The 21543-nt window shown below is 71.5% G+C and carries 22 protein-coding genes and 2 tRNA genes; 11 read left to right on the top strand and 13 right to left on the bottom strand.

Going from position 1 to position 21543, the window contains the following annotated elements; translation table 11 throughout:
- Positions 1-32: 32 nt before the first annotated feature.
- Positions 33-647, bottom strand: a complete 615-nt coding sequence (locus tag OJ962_RS23860) for a hypothetical protein (RefSeq protein ID WP_202954272.1) — start codon at positions 645-647, stop codon at positions 33-35.
- Between the two features lie 1023 nt (positions 648-1670).
- Positions 1671-1743, bottom strand: a tRNA-Ile gene (locus tag OJ962_RS23855).
- Between the two features lie 70 nt (positions 1744-1813).
- On the opposite strand from OJ962_RS23855, the gene OJ962_RS23850 reads away from it, so the two are divergent.
- From OJ962_RS23850 to OJ962_RS23840, 3 genes are all read left to right on the top strand, one after another.
- Positions 1814-2509: a hypothetical protein gene (locus OJ962_RS23850; protein ID WP_202954270.1), complete on the top strand. Its 696-nt coding sequence runs from the start codon at positions 1814-1816 to the stop codon at positions 2507-2509.
- 93 nt (positions 2510-2602) lie between these two features.
- Entirely contained in the window at positions 2603-3217 is a 615-nt protein-coding gene (locus OJ962_RS23845) for a hypothetical protein (RefSeq protein WP_202954269.1), read from the top strand.
- Positions 3211-3882, top strand: coding sequence for an RES family NAD+ phosphorylase (locus tag OJ962_RS23840; RefSeq protein WP_270006652.1), 672 nt, complete (start codon positions 3211-3213; stop codon positions 3880-3882). Before OJ962_RS23845 ends, OJ962_RS23840 begins: the two co-directional genes overlap by 7 nt.
- Before the next feature lie 46 nt (positions 3883-3928).
- Here the strand turns inward: OJ962_RS23840 and OJ962_RS23835 are convergent, their stop codons facing one another.
- Positions 3929-4195 (bottom strand): hypothetical protein, encoded by a 267-nt coding sequence (locus OJ962_RS23835; RefSeq protein ID WP_270006651.1) that lies wholly within the window; start codon positions 4193-4195, stop codon positions 3929-3931.
- Here OJ962_RS23835 and OJ962_RS23830 point away from each other — a divergent pair.
- The 5 genes from OJ962_RS23830 to OJ962_RS23810 are packed head-to-tail and all read left to right on the top strand — an operon-like array spanning position 4142 to position 7782.
- Positions 4142-4705, top strand: a complete 564-nt coding sequence (locus tag OJ962_RS23830; RefSeq protein ID WP_407697538.1) for an HD-GYP domain-containing protein — start codon at positions 4142-4144, stop codon at positions 4703-4705. The two genes, OJ962_RS23835 and OJ962_RS23830, sit on opposite strands and share 54 nt — an antisense overlap.
- Entirely contained in the window at positions 4702-5076 is a 375-nt protein-coding gene (locus OJ962_RS23825) for a response regulator (RefSeq protein ID WP_202954266.1), read from the top strand. The genes OJ962_RS23830 and OJ962_RS23825 overlap by 4 nt, the downstream gene beginning before the upstream one ends.
- A complete protein-coding gene (locus tag OJ962_RS23820) occupies positions 5073-6113 on the top strand; it encodes an LLM class F420-dependent oxidoreductase (protein ID WP_202954265.1) in 1041 nt (346 codons plus the stop codon). Before OJ962_RS23825 ends, OJ962_RS23820 begins: the two co-directional genes overlap by 4 nt.
- Positions 6110-6580 (top strand): GNAT family N-acetyltransferase, encoded by a 471-nt coding sequence (locus tag OJ962_RS23815; protein WP_202954264.1) that lies wholly within the window; start codon positions 6110-6112, stop codon positions 6578-6580. Before OJ962_RS23820 ends, OJ962_RS23815 begins: the two co-directional genes overlap by 4 nt.
- Positions 6577-7782 (top strand): glycosyltransferase, encoded by a 1206-nt coding sequence (locus OJ962_RS23810; protein ID WP_202954263.1) that lies wholly within the window; start codon positions 6577-6579, stop codon positions 7780-7782. Before OJ962_RS23815 ends, OJ962_RS23810 begins: the two co-directional genes overlap by 4 nt.
- On the opposite strand, the gene OJ962_RS23805 is transcribed toward OJ962_RS23810, so the two are convergent.
- From OJ962_RS23805 to OJ962_RS23765, 9 genes are all read right to left on the bottom strand, one after another.
- Positions 7751-9886 carry a PQQ-dependent sugar dehydrogenase gene (locus OJ962_RS23805; protein ID WP_270006649.1) on the bottom strand — a complete coding sequence of 712 codons (2136 nt, stop codon included), beginning with the start codon at positions 9884-9886 and terminating at the stop codon, positions 7751-7753. The genes OJ962_RS23810 and OJ962_RS23805 overlap by 32 nt on opposite strands.
- 252 nt (positions 9887-10138) lie before the next feature.
- Positions 10139-10210: transfer RNA gene (locus tag OJ962_RS23800), tRNA-Asn, on the bottom strand.
- A 17-nt stretch (positions 10211-10227) separates the two neighbouring features.
- Positions 10228-10920, bottom strand: coding sequence for a helix-turn-helix domain-containing protein (locus OJ962_RS23795; RefSeq protein WP_202954261.1), 693 nt, complete (start codon positions 10918-10920; stop codon positions 10228-10230).
- 36 nt (positions 10921-10956) lie between these two features.
- The gene (gene dnaG, locus OJ962_RS23790) at positions 10957-13428 is read right to left on the bottom strand and encodes a DNA primase (protein WP_202954260.1); all 2472 of its coding nucleotides are present in this window, start codon (positions 13426-13428) and stop codon (positions 10957-10959) included.
- Positions 13428-14432 carry a deoxyguanosinetriphosphate triphosphohydrolase gene (locus OJ962_RS23785; RefSeq protein ID WP_202954259.1) on the bottom strand — a complete coding sequence of 335 codons (1005 nt, stop codon included), beginning with the start codon at positions 14430-14432 and terminating at the stop codon, positions 13428-13430. Before OJ962_RS23785 ends, dnaG begins: the two co-directional genes overlap by 1 nt.
- Before the next feature lie 61 nt (positions 14433-14493).
- Complete coding sequence (ppdK, locus tag OJ962_RS23780; protein ID WP_202954258.1) at positions 14494-17166, bottom strand: pyruvate, phosphate dikinase; 2673 nt, start codon at positions 17164-17166, stop codon at positions 14494-14496.
- A 3-nt stretch (positions 17167-17169) separates the two neighbouring features.
- On the bottom strand, positions 17170-17556 hold the full coding sequence (locus OJ962_RS23775; protein WP_202954257.1) for a DUF6636 domain-containing protein: 387 nt from the start codon (positions 17554-17556) through the stop codon (positions 17170-17172).
- Positions 17557-17628: 72 nt separating this feature from the next.
- Positions 17629-18495 carry an SDR family NAD(P)-dependent oxidoreductase gene (locus OJ962_RS23770; RefSeq protein ID WP_202954256.1) on the bottom strand — a complete coding sequence of 289 codons (867 nt, stop codon included), beginning with the start codon at positions 18493-18495 and terminating at the stop codon, positions 17629-17631.
- Complete coding sequence (locus OJ962_RS23765) at positions 18496-19245, bottom strand: SDR family oxidoreductase (RefSeq protein WP_202954255.1); 750 nt, start codon at positions 19243-19245, stop codon at positions 18496-18498. It abuts the gene before it with no gap.
- A 103-nt stretch (positions 19246-19348) separates the two neighbouring features.
- Here OJ962_RS23765 and OJ962_RS23760 point away from each other — a divergent pair, with 103 nt between their 5' ends.
- Positions 19349-20218 carry a LysR family transcriptional regulator gene (locus OJ962_RS23760; protein ID WP_202954254.1) on the top strand — a complete coding sequence of 290 codons (870 nt, stop codon included), beginning with the start codon at positions 19349-19351 and terminating at the stop codon, positions 20216-20218.
- Here OJ962_RS23760 and recO read toward each other — a convergent pair.
- A complete protein-coding gene (recO, locus tag OJ962_RS23755) occupies positions 20215-20937 on the bottom strand; it encodes a DNA repair protein RecO (protein WP_270006656.1) in 723 nt (240 codons plus the stop codon). The genes OJ962_RS23760 and recO overlap by 4 nt on opposite strands.
- 21 nt (positions 20938-20958) lie before the next feature.
- Between recO and OJ962_RS23750 the strand changes: the two genes are divergently transcribed.
- On the top strand, positions 20959-21216 hold the full coding sequence (locus OJ962_RS23750) for a glutaredoxin domain-containing protein (protein ID WP_202954252.1): 258 nt from the start codon (positions 20959-20961) through the stop codon (positions 21214-21216).
- The gene (locus tag OJ962_RS23745; protein WP_202954251.1) at positions 21213-21542 is read left to right on the top strand and encodes a hypothetical protein; all 330 of its coding nucleotides are present in this window, start codon (positions 21213-21215) and stop codon (positions 21540-21542) included. Before OJ962_RS23750 ends, OJ962_RS23745 begins: the two co-directional genes overlap by 4 nt.
- Position 21543: the final 1 nt, after the last annotated feature.

Here is a 21543-nt window from a genome sequence, read left to right as displayed (position 1 = left end):
GAGCACAAGACGGCGCTTGCCGGTCGCCATGGCTAGGAGACGCCGAACGTCAGCGGCTGGGTGTCGAGCACCGTGTTGTTGCTCGTCCGCACCGCCCGCAGGTTGAGCGTGTACGTGCCCGTCCCAGTGAAGCCCCAGCGCAGGTCCTCATGGTCGCTGACAGCGATCCCGAGGTTGCGGTTGCTGCCGGTCACGGTGTCGATGCGAGTCCGCGGCGAGGCGCTGCCGTCGGTCTCCGCGCGACGGTAGGCGGCGGCGCGCAGCCCACTGGGCACGGTCGGCGTCCCGACGCTGCGGAACGTCACCGACGGCGGACTGCACGTGCCGATCGGCTCGACGGCGAATCCGACGCGGAACGTGCCGCCGTCGCCGATCACCTTCACGGGCAGCGCGGAGCCGCCGAACACCTGCTGCTCCCAGATCGAGTTGCTCGTCCCCGACACGGCGAACGTCGCGTCGGCGAGCTCGTACTCGACCCCAGTGTCGTGATTGTGAGCGTGCAACTCAGAGAACGTGGCCGTCGCGCAGTCGTACTCGAGCCCGACGTCCCAATGGCCGGTGGAGATCGTCTGCGCCTGCGCGGAACCGACGACACCCAGGAAGGTCGTGGCAGCCAGGACGGCGGCCACGGAAAGACGCAACTTCATGCGGTTCCCTTTCAGGGAGAAGTGGACAAGCACGCACTTATATAAGATCCAGTCTCGTTTTCTAGCCGACCGGTCCCAGCGCTGACAGAAATGAGACCGAGTCTCAGGTGAGCGGGTTGCATCCGCTCGCACTACGCGAACAGCTGGGGCGGACATAGCCCACGACGACCTACGCGACGTGGCGATCAAGGGCACCGACGCGAAGCCGACACCACCGGCGACCGAACCGATGCGCCGCGGTGCCCACTGGCAGTGAGTCTCCTTCCGCACATGGGCGCGGGCCGGCTGAGCCGGGCCGCACGGCCGGCTATGCCGGCCCGCCTTGAGAGGGAAGGCGATCGCCTCGCCACGGCCGGCCCTCTTCCGCTCAACCGTCGCGGACGTCGCCAGCGAGCTGCTTCGGGCATGGCTCCCGCGACGTTGCCGCTCGCAGGCCGTTGGAACGGCGAGTCGCCCACCTCGCACCCGGGCTTCCCGCGCGGCTCAGGCGGGCAGCCGGTCTTCGCCGACCGTGTGTAGCGGCTCGTTGCCGATCGGGCGGTCAGCTTCGGCGTTGGCCAGCTCGCGCGCCAGGGCGCGACGGTCAGAGCTTTCAGCTTCGGCGCGGGTGTAGCGGGCACGAGCTCGTCGGTGAGCGGCGGGCGGGGTCCGCGGCGCTGGCTGGACCGGGACCGCGGCCCGCGCGTCGGCGAGCAACTCGTCCAACGCGGCCTCTGCCATCTTCGGTGTGAGATGACCAGGCGGGCATGTCCCGCTTGCCGCCCGCCAGACAACGGCTCCGCGAGGCGTTCGCCGGCCACTGTCCCTTGACGTGTGCCGGCCCGAGCTTCGTCGTGCGGTGCGAGCCCTGGGCGTCCCACCAGCTCGCGTAGTACTGACGGCCCGAGGCACGCTCCCGCACCTGCAAATGGCCGCTTACCTGCCCCGTCCGAGTCCCTGGAACCGACACGAGTTGAGACTACGCGCGTGATGCCGCTGCGCAGAATCATTATGTTGACGACGCTGCCGAGCCAAGAACGAGGATGGGCCGGGCAGGATTCGAACCTGCGCGCGACGGATTATGAGTCCGCTGCTCTAACCACTGAGCTACCGGCCCGCGTGACGCGGCGCGTAAGGCTATCCCCGTTCTTACGTGTTTCTTGCCCTGCCTTGCTCAGATTGCGTTCATGCCCATCTCTGCAAAGCGCAAGCTGGTCGCCGGTGCGGCCGGGCTTGCAGTCCTCGCCGGTTCCGGCGGGGCGTACGCCGCCGGCCAGTCCGGCTCGCCGGCGCAGAAGCCCAAGGCGGCTGACATCCAGGCCGAGCAGAAGGCGTTCCTGAACGACGTCGCCAAGCGCCTGAACGTCACCCGTGAGCAGCTCGACACGGCGCTCAAGGGCGCCGCCGAGGCGCGGATCGACGCGGCGGTCGCGGCCGGCAGGCTCACCCAGGCACAGGGCGAAGCGGCCAAGCAGCGCCTGAGCTCGACGCAGGGCCTCCCCTTCCCCGGCCTCGTGAAGCCGGCCCTGCCCGGCCGCGGCGGCGGCCCCGGGTTCGGGCACGGTGGCGGACTCCACTTCCGGTTCGGTGGCGCCGAGGGCGCGGCCGAGTATCTGGGGCTCAGCGAAGAGGAGCTGCGCACGCAGCTGCGCGACGGCAAGTCGCTCGCGGACATCGCGAAGGCCGAGAACAAGTCGGTGGAAGGGCTCAAGGCCGCGATCAAGGCCGAGTTCACCGAGCGGCTCGACCAGGCCGTCAAGGACGGCAGGCTCACGCAGGCCGAGCGCGACGAGTTCGCGTCCAAGCTGGACGAGCGGATCGACGACATCGTGAACCTCACGCCGCCGGACCGCCCGGCGGGTCTGAAGTTCCGTTGGCGGTAGCGCGAGGACCGCGCCCCCGGTCGCGCCGCTCATCCCCGGCGCGACCGGTTGCGTAGGTTGCGTAAGTTGCGAAGCCGCGCTACCGTCTCCCCCATGGCCATCGCCATCCCGGAAGCCGACCGTCTCGCCGCCGCGCTGGCCAAGCGCATGGGCCGGACCACGTTCACGGCGCGCGAGCTGGCGGACGAGCTCGTGGCCTCCGACAGCCCGGCGGAGCTGCTCACCGCGTTAGAGGACGCGCTGGCGCGCGCGGCCGAGGCCGACGAGACCGAGCCGTTGGACGAGGCGCTGTGGGGCAGCGCTCCGGGCGAGCATGAGCTCGCCGACATCCGCCGGACCGCCCAGCAGGCCCAGCAGGAGGCGCTGGGGCTCGTGCTCGCCGACGCGCTCACGCGCCAGCAGGCCGCCGAGCTGCTCGGGATCTCGCCGCAGGCCGTGTCCAAGCGCCACGCGGCCGGCAGCCTCGTCGCGCTCGCACGCGGGCGCGAGCAGCACTTCCCGGCGTGGCAGTTCCACGAGGGCGCGACGCTCCCCGGTCTCGCGGAGGTGATCGCCGCCTACCCCGGCGGTGCGCTGTCGCTCTCGACCTGGGCGACCACGCCGAACCCGGACCTCGAGGGTCGCTCGCCCGAGCGGACCCTCACCCGCCGCGGCGGCGTCGAGCAGGTGCTCGCCGCGATCGAGGCGATCACCGCCGCCGCGTGGTGACGCCGCTCGCGGACCCGCCGGCGCGGCTGCCGGCGGATCCGCCCGAGTGGACCTGGCCCGCCGATCGCCCGTTCGTCCGGATCTACCACGAGCATCCGCTGCGGGACGGGATGGCGCCGCGGACCTACGGGCCGCTCAACCGCTTCGACCCGCACGTCCGCGACCGCCGCCAGCAGCCGCGCGAGGACCCGCACGGCCGCGGCGTGCTCTATCTCGCCCACGATCTCGGCACGGCGCTCGCCGAGGCCTTCCAGGGCCAGTGGCCGGCGGTGAGCATCTGTCCGCACGCCCGCGCGGGCTGGGTGCGGCCCACGCGCGCGATCCGGCTGCTCGACCTCACCGGCAACGGCGCGATGGCGATCGGCGCGGTCGGGACGGTCGCGACGGGGGACGAGCCGCGCCGCCGCACGCAGCGCTGGGGGCGCCGGATCTACGAGCAGTACACCCACCTGGCCGGGATCCGCTATCCGGGCGCGCATCAAGGCGGCGAGTCGATCGCGCTTTGGGATCGCGCGCCCGCGCTGGAGCGCCTGTCCGGCGGCGACCGCCGGCTGCGGGCGGTGTGGACGCGCGTCGCCGTCGCGCTCGCCGATCAGCGCCGATATCCGCGCCGGATCGACGCCGCGGAATGCGCCGCGTGCACGGCCGCGGGCTACGACCTGTAGCTGACAGCAAGATCCCTGCCGCCGCTGCGTTTCAGCGCTCAGTAGGCTAGGTCGAGCGTTGGCGGGCCCCGATGGTGACGATTTGAGCGCCGGTACTGGTGAGGAAACGGTTCCTCTTCTCCGTGCACGCCTTGAGCGCACGGAGCAGCAGGCTGCTGCCCGACAACGCCAGCTCGAGCGCTACGCCGCCGATCTGCGCGACATCTTCAAGCAGGAGCGCGCCCGCGCGCAGGAGCTCGACCGCTCCTATCGCGCCACGGTGCAGGCCCTGTCCAATGCCGTTGAGGCGCGCGATGCGTATACCGGCAGGCATGCAGAACGCGTCACCGCCTACGGGATGGAGCTGGCCCGGGCCGTCGGGCTCAGCCTCGGGGACTCCCCGCAGATCGAGTTCGGCTTCCTGCTGCACGACATCGGCAAGGTGGCGGTGCCCGACGCGATCCTGTTCAAGACGAGCAAGCTCACGGAGGAGGAGTACGCGCTGATCGCCCAGCATCCGGTCGTCGGCGCGGAGATCCTGCGCGATGTCGACTTCCTCGGCGAAGGGAAGCTCGTCGTCCGCCACCACCACGAGCGGTGGGACGGTACGGGCTACCCGGACGGCCTGGCGGGCGAGGAGATCCCGCTCGCGGCGCGCGTGTTCTCGGTCGCCGACACGCTCGACGCGCTCACGACGGACCGGCCGTACCGGCCCGCTTCGCCGTGGAGCGAGGCGCGCACGGAGATCCGGCGCTTCTCCGGCTCGCAGTTCGACCCGAAAGTGGTCGACGCGTTCGACCAGATCCCGGACGAGCAGTTCGCGCGCCTGCGAGGTTCACTGTGACGCGGACGATCCTGATCGTCGACGACGACCCGATGATCCGCAAGCTGATCGCGACGACGCTGGAGGACATCTCGGGCTACCGGCTGCAGGAGGCCGGGGACGGGCTGGAGGCCGTGGAGCGCGCCCTCACCGCCCGGCCGGAGATCGTCTTCCTGGACGTCGACATGCCGCGGCTGAACGGGATCGAGACCTGCCGGCGGCTGCGCAGCGACCCGGTCACGGCCAGCGCGACGATCGTGATGCTCACGGGCGACTCGGGCGACGTGGTCGAGCGCGGCGCGCAGGAGGCCGGCGCCGACCTGTTCCTCACCAAGCCGTTCTCGCCGCTGCACCTGCTGCGGCTCGTGGACCGGATCGGCGCGGCGCGGTGAAGCTCGGCCTGCACATCGGCTACTGGGGCCTCGGGCTGACGGCGCAGCAGCAGCTGGAGCTCGTTCTCGAGGCCGAGCGGCTCGGCTACGACAGCGTGTGGACGGCCGAGGCCTACGGCTCCGACGCCGCGACCATCCTCGCCTGGATCGCCCAGGCCACGTCGAAGATCAAGCTCGGCTCCGCGATCTTCCAGATGCCGGCGCGTTCCGCCGCGATGACGGCCATGACCGCGGCGACCATCGACCAGCTCTCAGACGGCCGGATGCTGCTCGGCATCGGCTCCAGCGGGCCGCAGGTGGCCGAGGGCTGGCACGGCCAGCGCTTCGCGCGTCAGCTGCAGCGCACGCGCGAGTACGTGGACGTGGTGCGGATGGCGTTGCGGCGCGAACGGGTCGTCTACGACGGCGAGACGCTGACGCTGCCGCTGCCGGACGGCCCGGGCAAGGCGCTCAAGCTCACGATCTCCCCCGTCCAGGATCGGATCCCGATCTACATCGCCGCCATCGGGCCCAAGAACACGACGCTGGCGGCCGAGATCGCCGACGGCTGGCTGCCCACGCTGTTCTCCCCCGAGCACGTCGGCGAGTTCCGGCCGCTGCTCGAGGAAGGCTTCGCGAAGGCGGGCGGCGGCAAGGGCTTCGACGACTTCGACATCGTCCCCACGGTCACCGCGATGGTCAGCGACGACCTCGAGAGCGCCCGCGACGCGATGCGCCACTACGTCGCGCTCTACACCGGCGGCATGGGCTCGCGCAAGCAGAACTTCTACAACGCGCTGATGCGCCGGTACGGGTTCGAGGAGGCCGCGGACACCGTGCAGGAGCTGTACCTGGCGGGCAAGAAGGACGAGGCGGCCGCCTCGCTGCCGGGCGAGCTGATCGACACCGTGGCGCTGGTCGGGCCGCGCGAGGTCGTGCGCGAGCGGCTGGCCGTGTACCGCGAGGCGGGCGTCGGGACGCTGATGGTCTCGCCGATGGCGTGGACGTTCGAGGAACGCGTCGCGCAGCTGCGCGCGGTGGCCGAGCTCAACGGGTGATCATCCGGTCGCTCACGAGCGACGACGAGCCCGCGCTCGCCGCGCTCGCGCGGGCCTGCGACGAGACGTATCTGGAGTGGACGCGGCCCGGCTGGAGCGTGCCGATCGCGCCGCCCGGCTGGGCGAGCAAGTACTTCGTGCCCGACGCGTTCATCGAGGGCGCGTTCGACACGGATCTGATCGCCACGGTCGCGTTCCGTCCGTCCGAGCTCGGGCCGTCAGTGGCTCACGTCGGGCTCGTGTTCGTGCATCCGTCGCGCTGGCGGGAAGGGCTCGCGGGGATGATGCTCGGCCGCGCCGAGGCCGAGATGGTCGCACGCGGATACGTGTCCGAGGTGCTGTGGACGCCGGCCGGCGCGCCCGCCGAGCAGTTCTACCGCTCGCGCGGGTGGGCGCGGGACGGCCGGACCGAGTGGCATCCGTGGGTTGCGCTGGACATGGTCGGGTACGCGCGGGACCTGCCGTGAGGGTCCTGCTCGGGGCGTTCGGGGACCCGGGGCACGCGTTCCCGATCCTCGCGCTCGGCTCCGAGCTGGTCGCGCGCGGGCACGAGGTCGGGGTCGAGACGTGGCAGCGCTGGCGCGAGCCGGCGGAGGCGCTCGGGATGACGTTCGCGGCCGCGCCGGAGTACCAGGTGTTCCCGACGCGCGAGGTGCCGCTCAAGCCCTACGAGGCGGCAGCACGAGCGGCGTTGGTGTCGCGCGAGCTCGTGGCGTCGTTCGAACCGGACGTCGTGGTGGCCGACATCCTGACCGCTGCGCCCGCCCTGGCCGCCGACCTGGAGGGCGTCCCGCGCGCCACGCTCGTCCCTCACGTCTTCCCGGACCTGCCGTCGGGGTTCCCGCCGTTCTCGATCGGGGCGCGGCTGCCGCGGACCGCGGTCGGGCGGCGGCTGTGGGGGCTGACGGACCGACTGGTCGCGATCGGGGTCGAGCAGGGGCGCGTGGAGTACAACGAGTGCCGTGCTCGGCTCGGGCTGGAGCCGGTGCCGTACGGGCACAGCGGGCTCTCCCGCTCGTTGACGATGGTCGGGACCTTTCCGCAGCTCGAGTACCCGCGGCAGTGGCCGGCGTGGACGCGGATCGTCGGACCGATGCTGTGGGAGCTGGGCGGGCCGCTGGTGGAGCCACCGGCGGGTGTCGGTCCCGTGGTGCTGGTGGCGACGTCGACGTCGCAGGACCCGTCCGGGTCGCTCCTACGGGCGGCTCTGGACGGGCTGGCGGACGAGCCGGTGCGGGTGATCGCGATCTCCGAGCCGCGCGACGACGCTCCGGCGAACGCGGTGCTCGCGCCGTGGATGTCCTACGCGGCCACCATGCCGCACTGCGACCTCGTCATCACGCACGGCGGGCACGGGACGGTCGCGCGCGCGCTGGCGAGCGGCGTGCCGGTGCTCATCTCCCCCGCGGCCGGCGACATGGCCGAGACCGCGGCCCGCGTGGACTGGGCGGGCGTGGGTGTACGGCTCGCGCCGCGGTTCAGCACACCGTGGGGCGTGCGGCTGGCGGTGCGGCGAGCGCTGCGCTCGCGCGGGCTGCGGCTGCGCGCCGGCGAGCTCGCCCGCTGGGTGCGGGCGAACCCGGGGCCGGCCGCGGCCGCGACCCAGCTGGAGCGCTGGGCCGCGACCGTGCGGCGGGCTAGTTCCCGTGCGGAGGGGCCGGCGGCGTGAACCGCACCTGCGTGTTGCCGTTCAGGCCGGGCTGGCCCTCGGCGCCGGCGTCCGTGTAGGACGCGCCGAGGATCGCGCTCAGGTTCGCGGCGCCGGCGTGACCCGCGTCGAGCGGGACCGTGATCGAGCCGGTGCAGCCCGCGGTCGAGTTCTGCGGGTGGCCGTGGCGTTCGTGGCCGAGGATGTAGGCCACGGTGACCTTGGCGCAGTCGACCGGCGCGTCGTCGGTGACCTTGACCTCGTAGGTGATGGTCGTGCCGAACTGGAACGGGGTCGCCGGGTCGTCCGGCTTCGGCGACGTGATCAGCTCGAGCACCGGCCGCTGGTTGCCGATCACGATCTGGACCTCGGCGCTCGCCGTCCGGTCCGTCTCGTCGGTCACCTTCAGCGTCGCCCGGAACTCACCGTTCTTGGTGTAGGTGAAATTCGGGTGCGCGGCGCGGCTGTCGACCTTGCCGTCGGCGTCGAAGTCCCACGCGTAGGTGAGCTCGTCACCGTCCGGATCCGTCGTGCCTTCGGAGCTGAACTGGACCGCGAGCGGGCCGCGCCCGCCCTTGGTGCTGGCGAACGCCTTCGCCACCGGCGACCGGTTGCCGCGGACGTAGTTGATCTTCGACAGCTGCGCGTCCGGGTTCTCGGCGAAGTAGCCGTCGCCGTACTCGAGCACGTAGAGCGTGCCGTCCGGGCCCCACTCCATGTCCATCGGGTTGTCCACGAACGGCGCGAACCCGTCGATCTCCCGCTGGCGGCCCTGCTTGTTGAGCTCGACCATCTTCGTCCAGTCGCGCGCCCACTCGTAGAACAGCGGCTTGCCCGCGTAACGGTCCGGGAAGCGGAACGGCGAGCGGTTGCCGCGGATCGGCACGTAGGCGGGGCCGCCCATCGGCGCAATGCCGTCGTTGCCCTCGGGTCCTTCGACCTCGAGCTGCGGGAAGTGCGGCGAGAGGATGTACGAGTACCAGATGTCCGGTCGCTCGACCGCCGGCAGCGTCGTCAGGCCCGTGTTGTAGGGCGAGTCGTTCTTCGGCGCCTTGCAGTTGAACTTCGGGCCCGACGTCTTGGTCGCGAAGTCGTAGTCGTTATAGGCCTGCGTCGGCGTGGCGCAGTACGGCCAGCCATAGTTGGCCGGCTTCTTGACGATGATCCAGCGGCCGTGGCCCGCCGGTCCGCGCAGCGGGTCGGGCTTGTCGGCGTCCGGCGAGTAGTCGCCGACGTACAGGTCGCCCGTTTCCGGGTCGATGCCGAAGCGGAACGGGTTGCGCAGGCCCATCGCGTAAATCTCGGGGCGCGTCTTGTCCCGGTTCTTCTTGAACAGGTTGCCGTCCGGGACCGTGTAGCCGGGCTTGTTGCGCTTCGGCTTGATCCGCAGGATCTTGCCGCGCAGGTCGTTCGTGTTGCCGGCGCTGCGGCGCGCGTCATAGACGGGGTTGCGGCCCGGCGAGTCGTCCAACGGCGAGTAGCCGTCCGAGAAGAACGGGTTGGTGTCGTCGCCCGTGCTCAGGTACAGGTTGCCGGCGGCGTCGAACTCGATGTTGCCGCCCACGTGGCAGCACTGCCCGCGGTCGACCGGCACGTCGATGATCTTCTGCTCGGTCTTCAGGTCCAGCCGGTTGCCCTTGAGCTTGTACCGCGACAGGCGGATCACGCCCTTGAACCGCTGCCAGTCCGCCGCCGTGCCGTTGTCCGGCGCGTCACCCTCGTTGAAGCCCGGCGTGTCCGGGTTGTCCGCCGGAGTGTTCAGCGGCGGCGAGTAGTACGCGTACACCCACTTGTCGTCCTCGAACGTGAACGGGTTGACCGCGACGCTCTGCAGACCTTCCTCGTCGTGCTGGTAGACCTCGATCGTCGCCGCCAGCACATTGCGGCCCGTCTTGGGGTCGTGGATGCGCACCTCGCCCGTACGCGCGGTGTGCAGCACCCGCGAGTCCGGCAGCACCGCAAGGTTCATCGGCTCGCCGGGAAAGTCGTTCAGCGTCAGCTTCTCGAACCGCTCCGCCCCCGGCTGAGGCGTCGGGGTCGGCGACGGCGTCTGTGCCTGCGCCGCGGCCGGGATGCCGACACATCCCACGGCCATGACCACGGCCGCAATGGCCTTTCTCCTCATCAATTACCTCCCACTGCTTCCGCAGGACGGGCTCCGCGCGACTCAACCACGCGAGGGACGCCCCGCCCCCTGACAATGGAGGCTCTTTAGCCGGATTCGGCAACAAACTAACGTCGGCCGACCGACAGATCAGTAGGGAGTCCCTCTAACCGGTGCATAGCGCCGCCGATTTGGCGCGCCGTGACGCCCGGTTGCGAGGTCCCAACCCCGAGAACACACAAGGCCCGCGTCGGGGACGCGGGCCTCGTAAAGCTCGGGGGGTGGGATTCGAACCCACAACCCTTCGGTTAACAGCCGAATGCTCTGCCGTTGAGCTACCCCCGAATGGGTCTTCAGTTGTACTACCCGCTATCGGTCCTGGCCGTTGGCGGCTTGAGCAGCCCGGCTTCCACCATCGCGTGGCAGTTCGCGCACAGTAGCACGCACTTCTGGGCTTCCAAGCGCAATCGCTCCAACGAGCGGGTGATTCCTTGCCGGCTCACCTCGAACGCCTTGGTCGAGGGGTCGAGGTGGTGGAATTGGAGCGCGCCGACATAGGAATCGAACCCGCACGCAGCACAGCAACCGCCGGCTTCGGCGACGAGAATCTCCTTCACCCGCCGACGCCGTTCGGTGACCGCCTCGGTGTTGCAGCGCGCGCACCGATACGTGCCCGCCGCTCCGACACGCACGAACGGTCCCCAGCCGTGCTTGACGCACTCGCGCAGCAGGCTGTCCGGACGCTGCGCGTCCCCACGGGCGTAGCGGGCGGGCTGCGTCCTCAGGCCGTGCCGTTGCAGCCAGTGGCGCACCGTCGTCGCGCTCACGTCACAGCGCGTGGCGATCTGCCGGATCGACAAGCCCTCTTCGACGAGCGTCTCGAGCCGCGCACGCTCGATCCCGCCGCGCGGCGCATGCGGCTCCGCGTGGGTGGAGCTCAGGCCGTGTTTGTTGACCCAGTAGCCGACCGTCGACGGGGACTTGCCGGCCTCGCGGGCGATCGACTCGATCGAGCGGCCTTCAGCAAGCTGCGCGGCGAGCCATTCGCGGTCCATGGCGATACGAACACTAGTTCGTGTGTCGGACGGAAATCAGGTCAGCTTGTGGCGGATCTCGTCGAGCACTCTCTGGCGCTCGGCCGCGAGCTCGCGGACGCCCGTGGCGCCGGCGCTGCGGGCGCGGGAGATGTGGCGGTCGAGGCGATTGAGCTGCATCTGCAGGTCCTCGAGCTCGAGCTTGGCCGGCGTGGCGTCGAGCCGTCCGGACTGGACGACGAGCGCCGCGATCGTGTGGGCGAGCGCGTCGTCGCCCGACGGGATGCCGCCCATGGGCGAGCGCAGCCGGCCGCGCAGATAGGCCGCGGCCCGGCGCGTGACGGGCGCGGCGAAGTAGTCGTCGACGTCAACCGCCGCGAGCCGCTTCTCGCCCTGCTCGGGCAACGCGAGGCAGAACGCCAGGAACGTGCGCTCGCCCTCCTCGCGCTTGGCCAGCACCGCGCGCGGGTCGATGGGGTCAGGTGGCGGGGCGTCGTTGCGGCGGTAGCGGTCACGGTCGCCGCGCCCACCGCCGCCTCGGTAGTTCCCGCCCCCGCGTCCTCCGCCCCGGCGACCGCCGCCACCACCGCGGGGCTGCCACTCGCGGGTCCAGCCCTGCTCCTGCGGCGGCGCGGGCTGGTACGCAGGCGGCGGCTCGTAGGCCCTCGGCGGCGCCTCGTGGGCGGGCGGCGGCGCGGACTGCGCCCCGGGGTTCGCCGCCGTCGGCTCGCTCCAATCCTTCGGTGGCCCCATGGCGCCGGGATCGACGTCCTCTCCGTCGCCTGAGAACCCGTCCCACTCGGGCGGCGGCGGACCCTCGAAGTCGTCCGCAGGCGACGACGCAGCCGCGGCCGGCCGCGACGGCGCCTCGCGAGACGCAGACGCTTCGCCGTGCGAGCCCGCCTGCCGCGGCGCCGGCGAAGTGTGCGTGTGCGGCGCCGACTGCCCGTGCGGCGGCGCCTGCCCGTGCGCCTGCCCGCGCCCCGCTGCCTGCCCGTGCGAGGACGCCTGGCCGCCCGCCGTCGCCGGCCCAGCCGGCGACCCGCGCCTGTCCGACGGCGCCCGACCGCCCGGCGGCGCCTGCCCTTGCTGCTCTGGCCCCTGCTGATATCGCGGCGGTCCCTGCGAGGGCGGCGCCGGCCGCGACCAGCCGGCGCGCGACGGGTTCCCGCCCCGTCCGGGCATGCCGCCCCCGCGCATGTCGCCGCGCGAAGCCGCGGTGAACGGCTGCCGCAGCGCCTCGTTGACCAAGTTCTCCCCCATCCCGAGCCGCCCCGCGACCAGCGCGACGAGCTCGTCCTTGAGGATCGAAGCCGACATCGGCGCGATGATGGGCGCGACCGTCGCGAGCATCTCGTCCGTCGACGCGTCCGGCGAAGCCAGCGCCCGCTCGACCTCGAACTTCTCGATCGCGACCGCCTTCTCGAGCAGCGCGCGCAACGCGTCCCCGCCGGACTGCTGGACGACGTCCGCCGGATCCTGCCCGGCCGGCAACCGTACGATCCGGAACTCGACCGCGCGCGTCGTGCGCCCCTTGTTGTGCACGCGCAGCGCCGCGATGCCCTTCGCCACCGACTCCTGCCCCGCCCGGTCCGGGTCCTGGCAGAACAGCGCCTTCGGCGCCAGCCGCGCGATCGCGTCCACCTGGGCGTCCGTCAGGGCCGTTCCCATCTGCGCCACCACCTCGGGCACCCCGGCCTGGTGGAGCGCGATCACGTCCGTGTAGCCCTCGACGAGCACCACGCGCCCCGCCTTCGCCGCCGCCGCGCGCGCGAGGTCGGCCCCGTACACGATCCGCCCCTTGTGGAAGAGCTCGCCCTCCGAGGTGTTCAGATACTTCGGCTTCTGGTCGGGCTTCATCGCCCGCGCGCCGAACCCGAGCACGCGCCCGCGCTCGTCGGCCAGCGGGAATGTGATGCGCCCGTGGAAGCGATCGATCAGCGTCCCGCGGCTCGACCGCTGGCCCAGGCCGGCCGCCAGCAGCTCGGCCTCGCTGTAGCCGGCGCGCCGCGAGCCGACGACGACACGGTCCCAGGCCTCGGGCGCAAAGCCCACGCGATAGGCCCGCAGCGCGCCCTCGTCCAGCCCACGCGAAGCCAGATACGCGCGCGCGTCGGCCGCCTCCGGCGACTCCCACAGCACCCGCACGTAGAACGCCGCCGTGCGCTCCAGCAGCCCGAGCAGCCGCTCCCGCCGCTGGCGCTTCTCGGCGTCGCGCGGGTCCTCGGACTCGCGCTCGAGCGGCACGCGGTAGCGCTCCGCCAGCGACTCCAGCGCCTCCCCGAAGCCGAGGTTCTCCGTCTCCATGACGAACTTGAAGACGTCGCCGCCCGCCTGACAGCCGAAGCAGTAGTAGACCTTTTCGGTCGGGTCGATGCCGAACGACGGCGAGCGCTCGTCGTGGAACGGGCACAGGCCCTCCAGCCGGTTCACGCCCGACCGCCGCAGCTCGGTGCGCGCGCCGACGACCTCGGCGAAGTCCACGGCGTCGCGGACCCGCTCGCGTGACTCGTCGGTGTAGCGCGCCATCAGCGCGCCAGGCCCTGCGGCACGAAGCGCTCCGTCCAGGCCCGGATCGCGAACCGGTCGGTCATCCCCGCCAGATAGTCGATCACACGCTCCGGCATCTCGCCCGGCGGCAGCTCGTCCGGATGCTCGCAGTACCAGTCGAAGAGTCCGCGGAGCACGCGCTCGACCCGCTCGGCCTGCTCGCGCTGCGCCGGCCCCAGGTACACCCGCTCGAACATGAACGAGCGCAGCGCGTACATCGCGCGCCCGACCTCCTCGCTCTGCACGATGTCCCCGGCCGCTTCCGAGTGCGCCACGAGGTCGTGCACAAGCGTGTCGATGCGCGCCGGCCCGGTCGGTCCGAGGATCGCGATCTCCTCGGCCGGAAGGTCCTCGACAGCGAGGATCCCGGCCCGCAGCGCGTCGTCGATGTCGTGGTTGATGTAGGCGATCCGATCCACGAGCCGGACGATCTTGCCCTCCAGCGTCGCCGGCTCGCCCGCGCCGGAGCTGTGGCGCAGGATGCCGTCACGCACCGGCTCGGTCAGGTTCAGGCCCTCGAGCGCGGACACCACCCGCAGCGAATGCTCGTTGTGCCGGAAGCCGCGACCGAAGCGCTCCCGTCCCGCCCGATCGAGGATGTCCTCGCCGAGGTGCCCGAACGGCGGGTGCCCGACGTCGTGCCCGAGCCCGATCGCTTCCGTCAGGTCCTCGTTGAGCCGCAGCGCCCGCGCGACCGTCCGCGAGATCCCCGTGACCTCCAGCGTGTGCGTGAGCCGCGTGCGGAAGTGGTCGCCCTCGGGCGCCACGAACACCTGCGTCTTGTGCTTGAGCCGCCGGAACGCCTTCGAGTGCACGATCCGGTCACGGTCGCGCTGGAACGGCGTGCGCACACCGCTGTGGGGCTCCTCGCGCTCGCGCCGCGCCGGGTAGGACGGCGTGGCCAGCGGCGAGAGCCACGCGGCCTCCCGGGCCTGCTGCATCGCGGCGAAATCGCTGACGGTCGGAGCGCTCACGCGACCCATTCTGACCGCCGCCGACGACGACTTCGGCCGACTGCGCAAAGTCGGCACGAAGTCTTTGCATTCATGCGTCAGCCCATGACCGATCGTTGGCATGGATGATCGCCGCCTGCGCGGCCGCCACTCGCGCGATCGGCACCCGGAACGGCGAGCAGGACACGTAGTCCAGGCCGGCCATATGGAAGAACTCGATCGAGTCGGGGTCGCCGCCGTGCTCGCCGCAGATGCCGAGCTTGAGGTCCGGACGCGACTCGCGGCCCACCCACGCGGCCAGGCGCACGAGCCACCCCACACCCGGCTTGTCGATCGTCTCGAACGGCGAGCGCTCGATGATCTTGCGCTCCATGTAGACGGGCACGAACTTGGACTCGACGTCGTCGCGGGAGAACCCGAGCGCCGTCTGGGTCAGGTCATTCGTGCCGAAAGAGAAGAAGTCTGCAAATTTTGCGATGCGATCTGCAACAAAACACGCTCTGGGCAGCTCGATCATCGTCCCGACGGTGTAGTCCTCTATCTCGTGCAGCCCTTCCTCGTCCCCGATCCGGACCACGAGCTCCCGCATCAGCTCGATCTCGTGCTCGTAGTCGACGAGCGGGATCATGATCTCGGGGTGCGGAGGCTCGTCCATCGCCTTCGCCGCGCGCATGATCGCGTGGACCTGCATCTCGTAGATCTCGGGGTAGAGGATTCCGAGCCGGCACCCGCGCGTGCCCAGCATCGGGTTCTCCTCCGAGATGCGCTCGGTCGTCTCCAGCAGCGTCTCCAGCTCGTCCAGGTCGGCGGAGACCTCGATCCGCGCGCGCTCGACGTGCGCCGCCAGGTCCGGCAGGTTCGGGAGGAACTCGTGCAGCGGCGGATCCAGCAGCCGGATCGTCACCGGAAGGCCTTTCATCGCCTCAAAGAGCCCCTCGAAGTCCTCCTGCTGCAACGGCAGCAGCTCCGCCAGCGCCTCCTTGCGCGCGTCCCGGGTGCCGGACATGATCATCCGCCGCATCTTCGGCTGGCGGTCCTCGGCCATGAACATGTGCTCGGTCCGGCACAGGCCGATGCCCTCCGCGCCCAGCTCGCGCGCCTTGCGCGCATCGGCCGGCGTGTCCGCGTTGGTGCGCACGCCGAGCCGGCGGACATCGTCGGCCCAGCCGAGCACGGTCTCGAACGCCTTGAGGATCTCGTCGAAGGCCGGGTCCTCGGTGGGGTCGACGAGCGGGACGTCGTCGAGCGTGACCTCGCCGTTGGTGCCGTTGATGGCGATGAAGTCGCCCTCGCCGATCGTGCGCTCGCCGACGCGGATGCACTTGTCCTCGAGGTTGATCTTGAGCTCGGAGGCGGCCGTCACGCACGGGACGCCCATGCCGCGGGCGACGAGCGCCGCGTGGCTGGCCTTGCCGCCGAGGCTGGTGAGGATGCCCTTGGCGGCGTGGAAGCCGCCGACGTCGTTGGCGTTCGTGTCCGGACGGACGAGCACCACGTCGCGACCCTCGGCGGCGGCGTCGATGGCGTCGCGCGCCGTGAACACCACCTCGCCCTTGGCGCCGCCCGGAGCGGCGGGGACGCCCGTGGCGATCACCTCGTAGTTCGCGCCGGGATCGAAGGTCTTGACCAGCAGCGCGGTGAGCATCTCGGCGTCGACGGTCATGAGCGCCTGCTCGCGCTCGAGCAGCCCTTCGTCGACGGCGTCGCGCGCGAAGCGCACCGCGGCCTGCGCCGGCCGCTTGGCGTCACGGGTCTGGAGCATGTACAGCTGCCCCTCCTCCACCGTGAACTCGGTGTCCTGCATGTCCCCGTAGTGCTGCTCGAGCGTCTTGAGGATGTCCATCAGCTGCTCGTAGGCGTCGGGCAGCCACTCCTTCATCTCCGCGATGTCGCGCGGCGTGCGCGCGCCGGACACGACGTCCTCGCCCTGGGCGTTGGGCAGGAAGTCACCGGACGGCTCCGGCGCGCCCGTCACCTCGTCGCGGCTGAACGCCACGCCCGACCCCGACGTGTCGCCCTTGTTGCCGAACACCATCTGCTGGACGTTGACCGCCGTGCCCCAGTCGTCCGGGATGCGATTGATGCGGCGGTACTCCTTGGCCCGGTCGCCCGTCCAGGAGTCGAACACGGCGCGGATGGCGAGCCGCAGCTGCTCCTGCGGGTCCTGCGGGAACTCCTCGTCGGTGTGCTCCTTGTAGAGCGCCTTGAAGCGGTCGACGAGCGCCTTGAGCGCGTCCGTGTCGAGGTCGGTGTCCTCCTCGACGCCGCGGTCGGCCTTGACGTCCGCGATCGCCTGCTCGAACGCCTCGCCGTCGATGCCGCGGCTGACGTTGCCGAACATCTGCAGGAAGCGCCGGTAGGAGTCCCACGCGAAGCGATCGTTCTCCGTCGCCTTGGCCAGGCCCTCGACGGAGCGGTCGTTCATGCCGAGGTTCAGAACCGTGTCGAGCATGCCGGGCATCGACTCGCGCGCGCCGGAGCGGACGGAGACCAGCAGCGGATCGTCGTCGTCGCCGAGCCGCTTGCCCGTGTGCTCCTGCAGGCGCTCGAGCGCCTCGGCGACCTCGTCGGCCATCCCCTCGGGCTCGGTTTGATCGGCCTTCATGTAGGCGACGCACGCCTCGGTGGTGATCGTGAAGCCCGCCGGGACGCGGTCCGCGCCGAGCACGCGGGTCATCTCGGCGACGTTCGCGCCCTTGCCGCCGAGCAGCTCCCGCATGTCCTTCGAGCCTTCGGAGAAGTCGTACACCCACTTGTCGGACATGGCTCAGAACACCCGCTGTTTGGTGGTGGAGACGGTGAAGCCGTGGCCCGACCGCAGGCTCTTGCACGTGATGCCGCTTCTCCGCGACGTGCACTTCAGGCGCCCGAAGGTCGTGCTCTTTCCGTAGGCCAGCGGCTTGGCGTCGGGGTTGAACACGGTGTCGGTGATCTTGATCCGCCGCCCCTTGCCCGTCTCGTTGAGCTGGACGGCGCGATCGGCTCCGCCCCGCCACTCGCAGCGCACCTGCCGTGGCACCCGCTCGTCGGAGTAGAACATGCAGGCGAGCTTGCCGGTGGGCGAGCGGAATTCCCGCAGGGCGGCATCGGCGGGAGCGGCCGCGGCGGCCACCCCCGCGAGCGTCAGGGCGAGCGCGACAGAGAACCGACTCATCGGCGCGGAGCCTATATGCCAGCCCCGCACGAACGTGCCGGAACCTGGTCAGTGGCCGGCCGGGTCCGTGCGTCAGAGGGCGGCGTGCGGTGTGAGCAGGTCGTCGATTCCGGCGCGGCGGAAGAACTCCACGCGGATGCGGTCGGCGACGGCGGACACGACCTCGCTGCCGTCGCGGGTCGGATCGACGTGGGTGCGGAACGGCCGCTTTCCGGCGGGCAGGTCGATCACGCGGGCGATTTTCTCCGCGACGGCGCCCGCGTCGGCGTCCTCGGGCGTGAGCCGCGCGAGGCGCGGGGCCAGCTCCTGCATGAACGTGCCGTAGCGCTCGTCGTAGTCGGCGGCCCGGTCCGTGTCGGCGGGCGCGCCCGCATGGGCGAAGTGGTTGGTTCCGGACGTGAAGGCGCCCGGGACGACGATCGTGGTGTCGATCCCGAAGCGGATGAGCTCCGCCGCGTAGCTGACGGCGAGCGCGTCCATCGCCGCCTTGGCCGCGAAGTACGGGGCGAGGAACGGCGGGCAGCCGCCGCGGGTGCTCGAGCTGCCGACCCATACCAGCAGGCCGCCGCCCTGCGCGCGCAGCCGCGGCAGCGCGGCCCGGTTCACACGCTGGGCCCCGACGACGTTGACGTCGTAGAGCTCGTGCCACTGCTCCGGCACGAACGCCTCAGCCGGGCCGAGCACCATGTGCCCCGCGTTGTGGACGATCGCGTCGAGGTGCTCGAGTCCGCCGATCGCCGCGGCGACGGAGTCCTGGTCGGTGACGTCGAGCTCGACCGCGCGCAGGTCGCCGGGTTCGTCGCCCAGCGCGGCGGCCGCGGCGGCGTTGCGCTCCCCGATGTCGCGCATCCCGGCATAGACGGTGTGGCCGCGCGCGCCCAGGGCCCGGACGGTGAGGGCGCCGAACCCGCTGGAGGCGCCGGTGACGAGAACGTGCACTTAGACGATGCCTCCGTTGGCGCGGATGATCTGGCCGTTGACCCAGTGGCCGGCCGGGCTCGCGAGGAACGCGACGACCTCGGCGATGTCCTGCGGCCGGCCGAGGCGCTCAAGCGGCGGCTGCTTGGCCATCCGGTCGATCGTCTCCTCGTCCTTGCCGTCGAGGAACAGGGCGGTGGCGGTCGGGCCGGGCGCGACCGTGTTGACCGTCACGTCGCGCCCGCGCAGCTCGCGCGCGAGCACGAGCGTCGTCGCCTCGACCGCGCCCTTGCTGGCCGCGTACGCGGCGTAGGTCGGAAGCGCCAGCCCGACCACCGAGCTCGAGAACGTGAGCAGGGCGCCGCCCGGCCGCAGGCGCCGCGCGGCCTGCTGGGCGACGACGAACGTGCCGCGGATGTTGGTGCGGTGCAGCGCGTCGAGCTCGTCGAGGTCGAGCTCGGCAACGGGCGCGAGCGTCATGCGCCCCGCGGCGTGCACGACCACATCTACGCCCCCGAAGCGTTCCTCGGCGGCGTCGAACAGTGCCGCCACGGCCGTCTCGTCGGCCACGTCGGCCTGGACCGCGATCGCGTTGCCCGCTTCGCGGGCGGCGGCCTCGGCCTCTTCGGTGTTGCCGGCGTAGTTGACGACGACGGCGTAGCCCTCGCGGGCGAGCCGTCCCACGATCTCGCGCCCGATGCCGCGCGAGCCGCCGGTGACGATCGCGACGCGGGCAGGGGCGCCCGTGCCGCCAGGTGCGGAAGAAGTCATCTGGAACCTCGTGATCGGAGGGAAGAAGTGCCTCCGATGATGCCCGCGAAAGCCCGGATTTCCCAACAACGCGCGGGTGTGAAGCGTCCACCGGAGGTGGTGAATGCCTGAGCTCTCCCAGCTGCGGACGTTCACGGCGGTCGCCGAGGCGCTGAGCTTCACCCGCGCCGCCGAGGAGCTCGGGCTCAGCCAGCAGGCGGCGTCGAAAGCGGTGCGGGCGCTCGAGGACGAGCTCGGCGTGGTGCTGCTGGAGCGCACGACGCGCGAGGTTCGCCTGACGCCCGCGGGCACGACGCTGCTGGCGTCCGCGCGCGACCTACTGGCCCGCGCCGAGGTTGCCTTCGCCGAGGTTCGGGACGTGGAGGCCGGGCTGTCCGGAACCATCCGGATCGGCGTGTCCCCCGCGATCGGCCTGACCGACCGCACGGACGCCGCACGGGCGCTGCGGACGAGCTCCTCGCGCGTGGCCGTGGCCTTTCACGAGGTTCGGCCGGCGCAGCTGCGCGCGCTGCTGCGCGCCGGGGAGCTCGAGGTCGCGCTGACACGCGCCCGTGGGCTCGACGAGGACGCGATCAGCACGCACGAGCTGCGCCCCTCGACCGTCGTGTGCTGCCTTCCGGCGTCGCACCGGCTCGCGAAGCAGGACGCCGTCTCGGTGGCGGCCCTCGTCGGCGAGCGGCTGCTCGTCCCCAGCCCGCCGGGCACGCCGTTCACCGACCTGCTGCTCGCGCGGGTGCCCGGCGCGATCCCCGTCGAGGCGCGCGTGACCGGCACGGGCGTGATCCTGTCCGAGCTCGTCGCCGAGGACGCCGTCTATCTGATGCCCGAGGGCACGGGCGTGCCGCCCGGCGTGGTCGCCCGCCCGATCGCCGGCGGGCTCACCCTGCCGCTGTTCGTGCTGTGGGCGGCCGGGCGGCCGTCACCGGCCGCGCGCCGGCTGATCGCCGTGCTGGGGGTCCCCGGTGCGGGCTAACGCGTGCCGACCGGCCGCAGGCGCAGGTGGGCGTGGTGCTCGAGCGTCTCGGTGATCGCGCGTTCCGCCTGTGCGAGGGCGAGCGGAGGCGCTTCGGGCGTCTCTGCCAGCGGGCGGCCGAGCGCGGCGACCATGAAGGCGTGCGCCTCCTCCGCGAGCGGGAACGCACTCGCCTCGCAGGCGCCGCAGACGACGCCGCCCGCCGCGCCGGAGAACCCGACGAGGTGCTCGCGTTCGCCGCAGGAGGCGCACGCCGCCAGGTGCGGGGCGAAGCCGGCCGCCAGCAGGAGCTTGAGCCGGAACGCGAGCGAGTTGGCGCGGCCCGCCCGCTGTGGCTCGCGGTTGAGCAGCGCGAGCTCGTTGGCGAGCAGGTGGTAGACGCCGGCGTGCGGCTCGCCGTCGTCGAAGAGGCGCGCGACGGCCTCGCAGGCGCGCGCGGCGCCGTCGAGCGCAGCAGCGTCCTCGCGCAGGCGCGGATACGCCGCGATCGTCTCCACGGACGTGACCGTCATCAGATCGCTGCGGCCCTCATACAGGACGAGGTTCAGCTGGAAGAACGGCTCCAGCCGCCCGCCGAAGCGCGACTTGGCCTTGCGCACGCCTTTCGCGATCGCGCTCACTCGCCCCCGGTCCGGGGTATACAAGTGAAGGATGCGGTCCGCTTCGCCGTAGCGCATCGAGCGGAGAACGATTCCTTCCGTTTTTACCGATCCGGATATCGCACTATCCTTTTTGAAGCCATGAGCCAGATCACCGTCTACACGACCGAGCCCTGCGGCTATTGCCGCGTCGCCAAAGCCCTCCTGAACAAGCGAGGCGTTCCCTTCGAGGAGATCAACCTCGCCAAGGACCCTGAGGGCCGTGCGGAGCTCGTGCGTCTGACGGGCATGATGACGTTCCCCCAGGTCGTAATCGAGGGGACGTCGATCGGCGGCTACCAGGAGCTGGTCGCGTTCGACAAGGCCGGCAAGCTGTCGGAGTTCGCCGCGGCGGCTTGAAGCACCTCGCCGGGCCGACCCGCGTCGCACGCTCCGGCCACCCGGGCGCGCTGACCTCAGCCCTGCTGGACAAGCTCCTCGCGCGCGAGGACGAGTACTTGGCCGACCCGCGCGAGCTCATGCTCACGCTCGCGCCCTATCACCACGTCGCCCGCTGGCTCGGCGAGGACCCGTCCGAGCTGTTCGACACCGTCGCCTCCGGCGCGCCCGCCACGCTCCGCGACGCCGTGCGCACGTTCGGCCGCCGCGACGACATCGAGCCCGACAAGTTCGGCTTCGCCGTCGTGGAAACCGCCGAAGGGCCGGAGTACTTCCGCACCCTCTGAG

Origin of the sequence: Solirubrobacter deserti, from assembly GCF_027587175.1 — a bacterium.
Classification (GTDB): domain Bacteria; phylum Actinomycetota; class Thermoleophilia; order Solirubrobacterales; family Solirubrobacteraceae; genus Solirubrobacter; species Solirubrobacter deserti.
The sequence above is the reverse complement of the archived record's forward strand: the minus strand, read 5'-3'. Positions and strand labels throughout refer to the sequence as shown.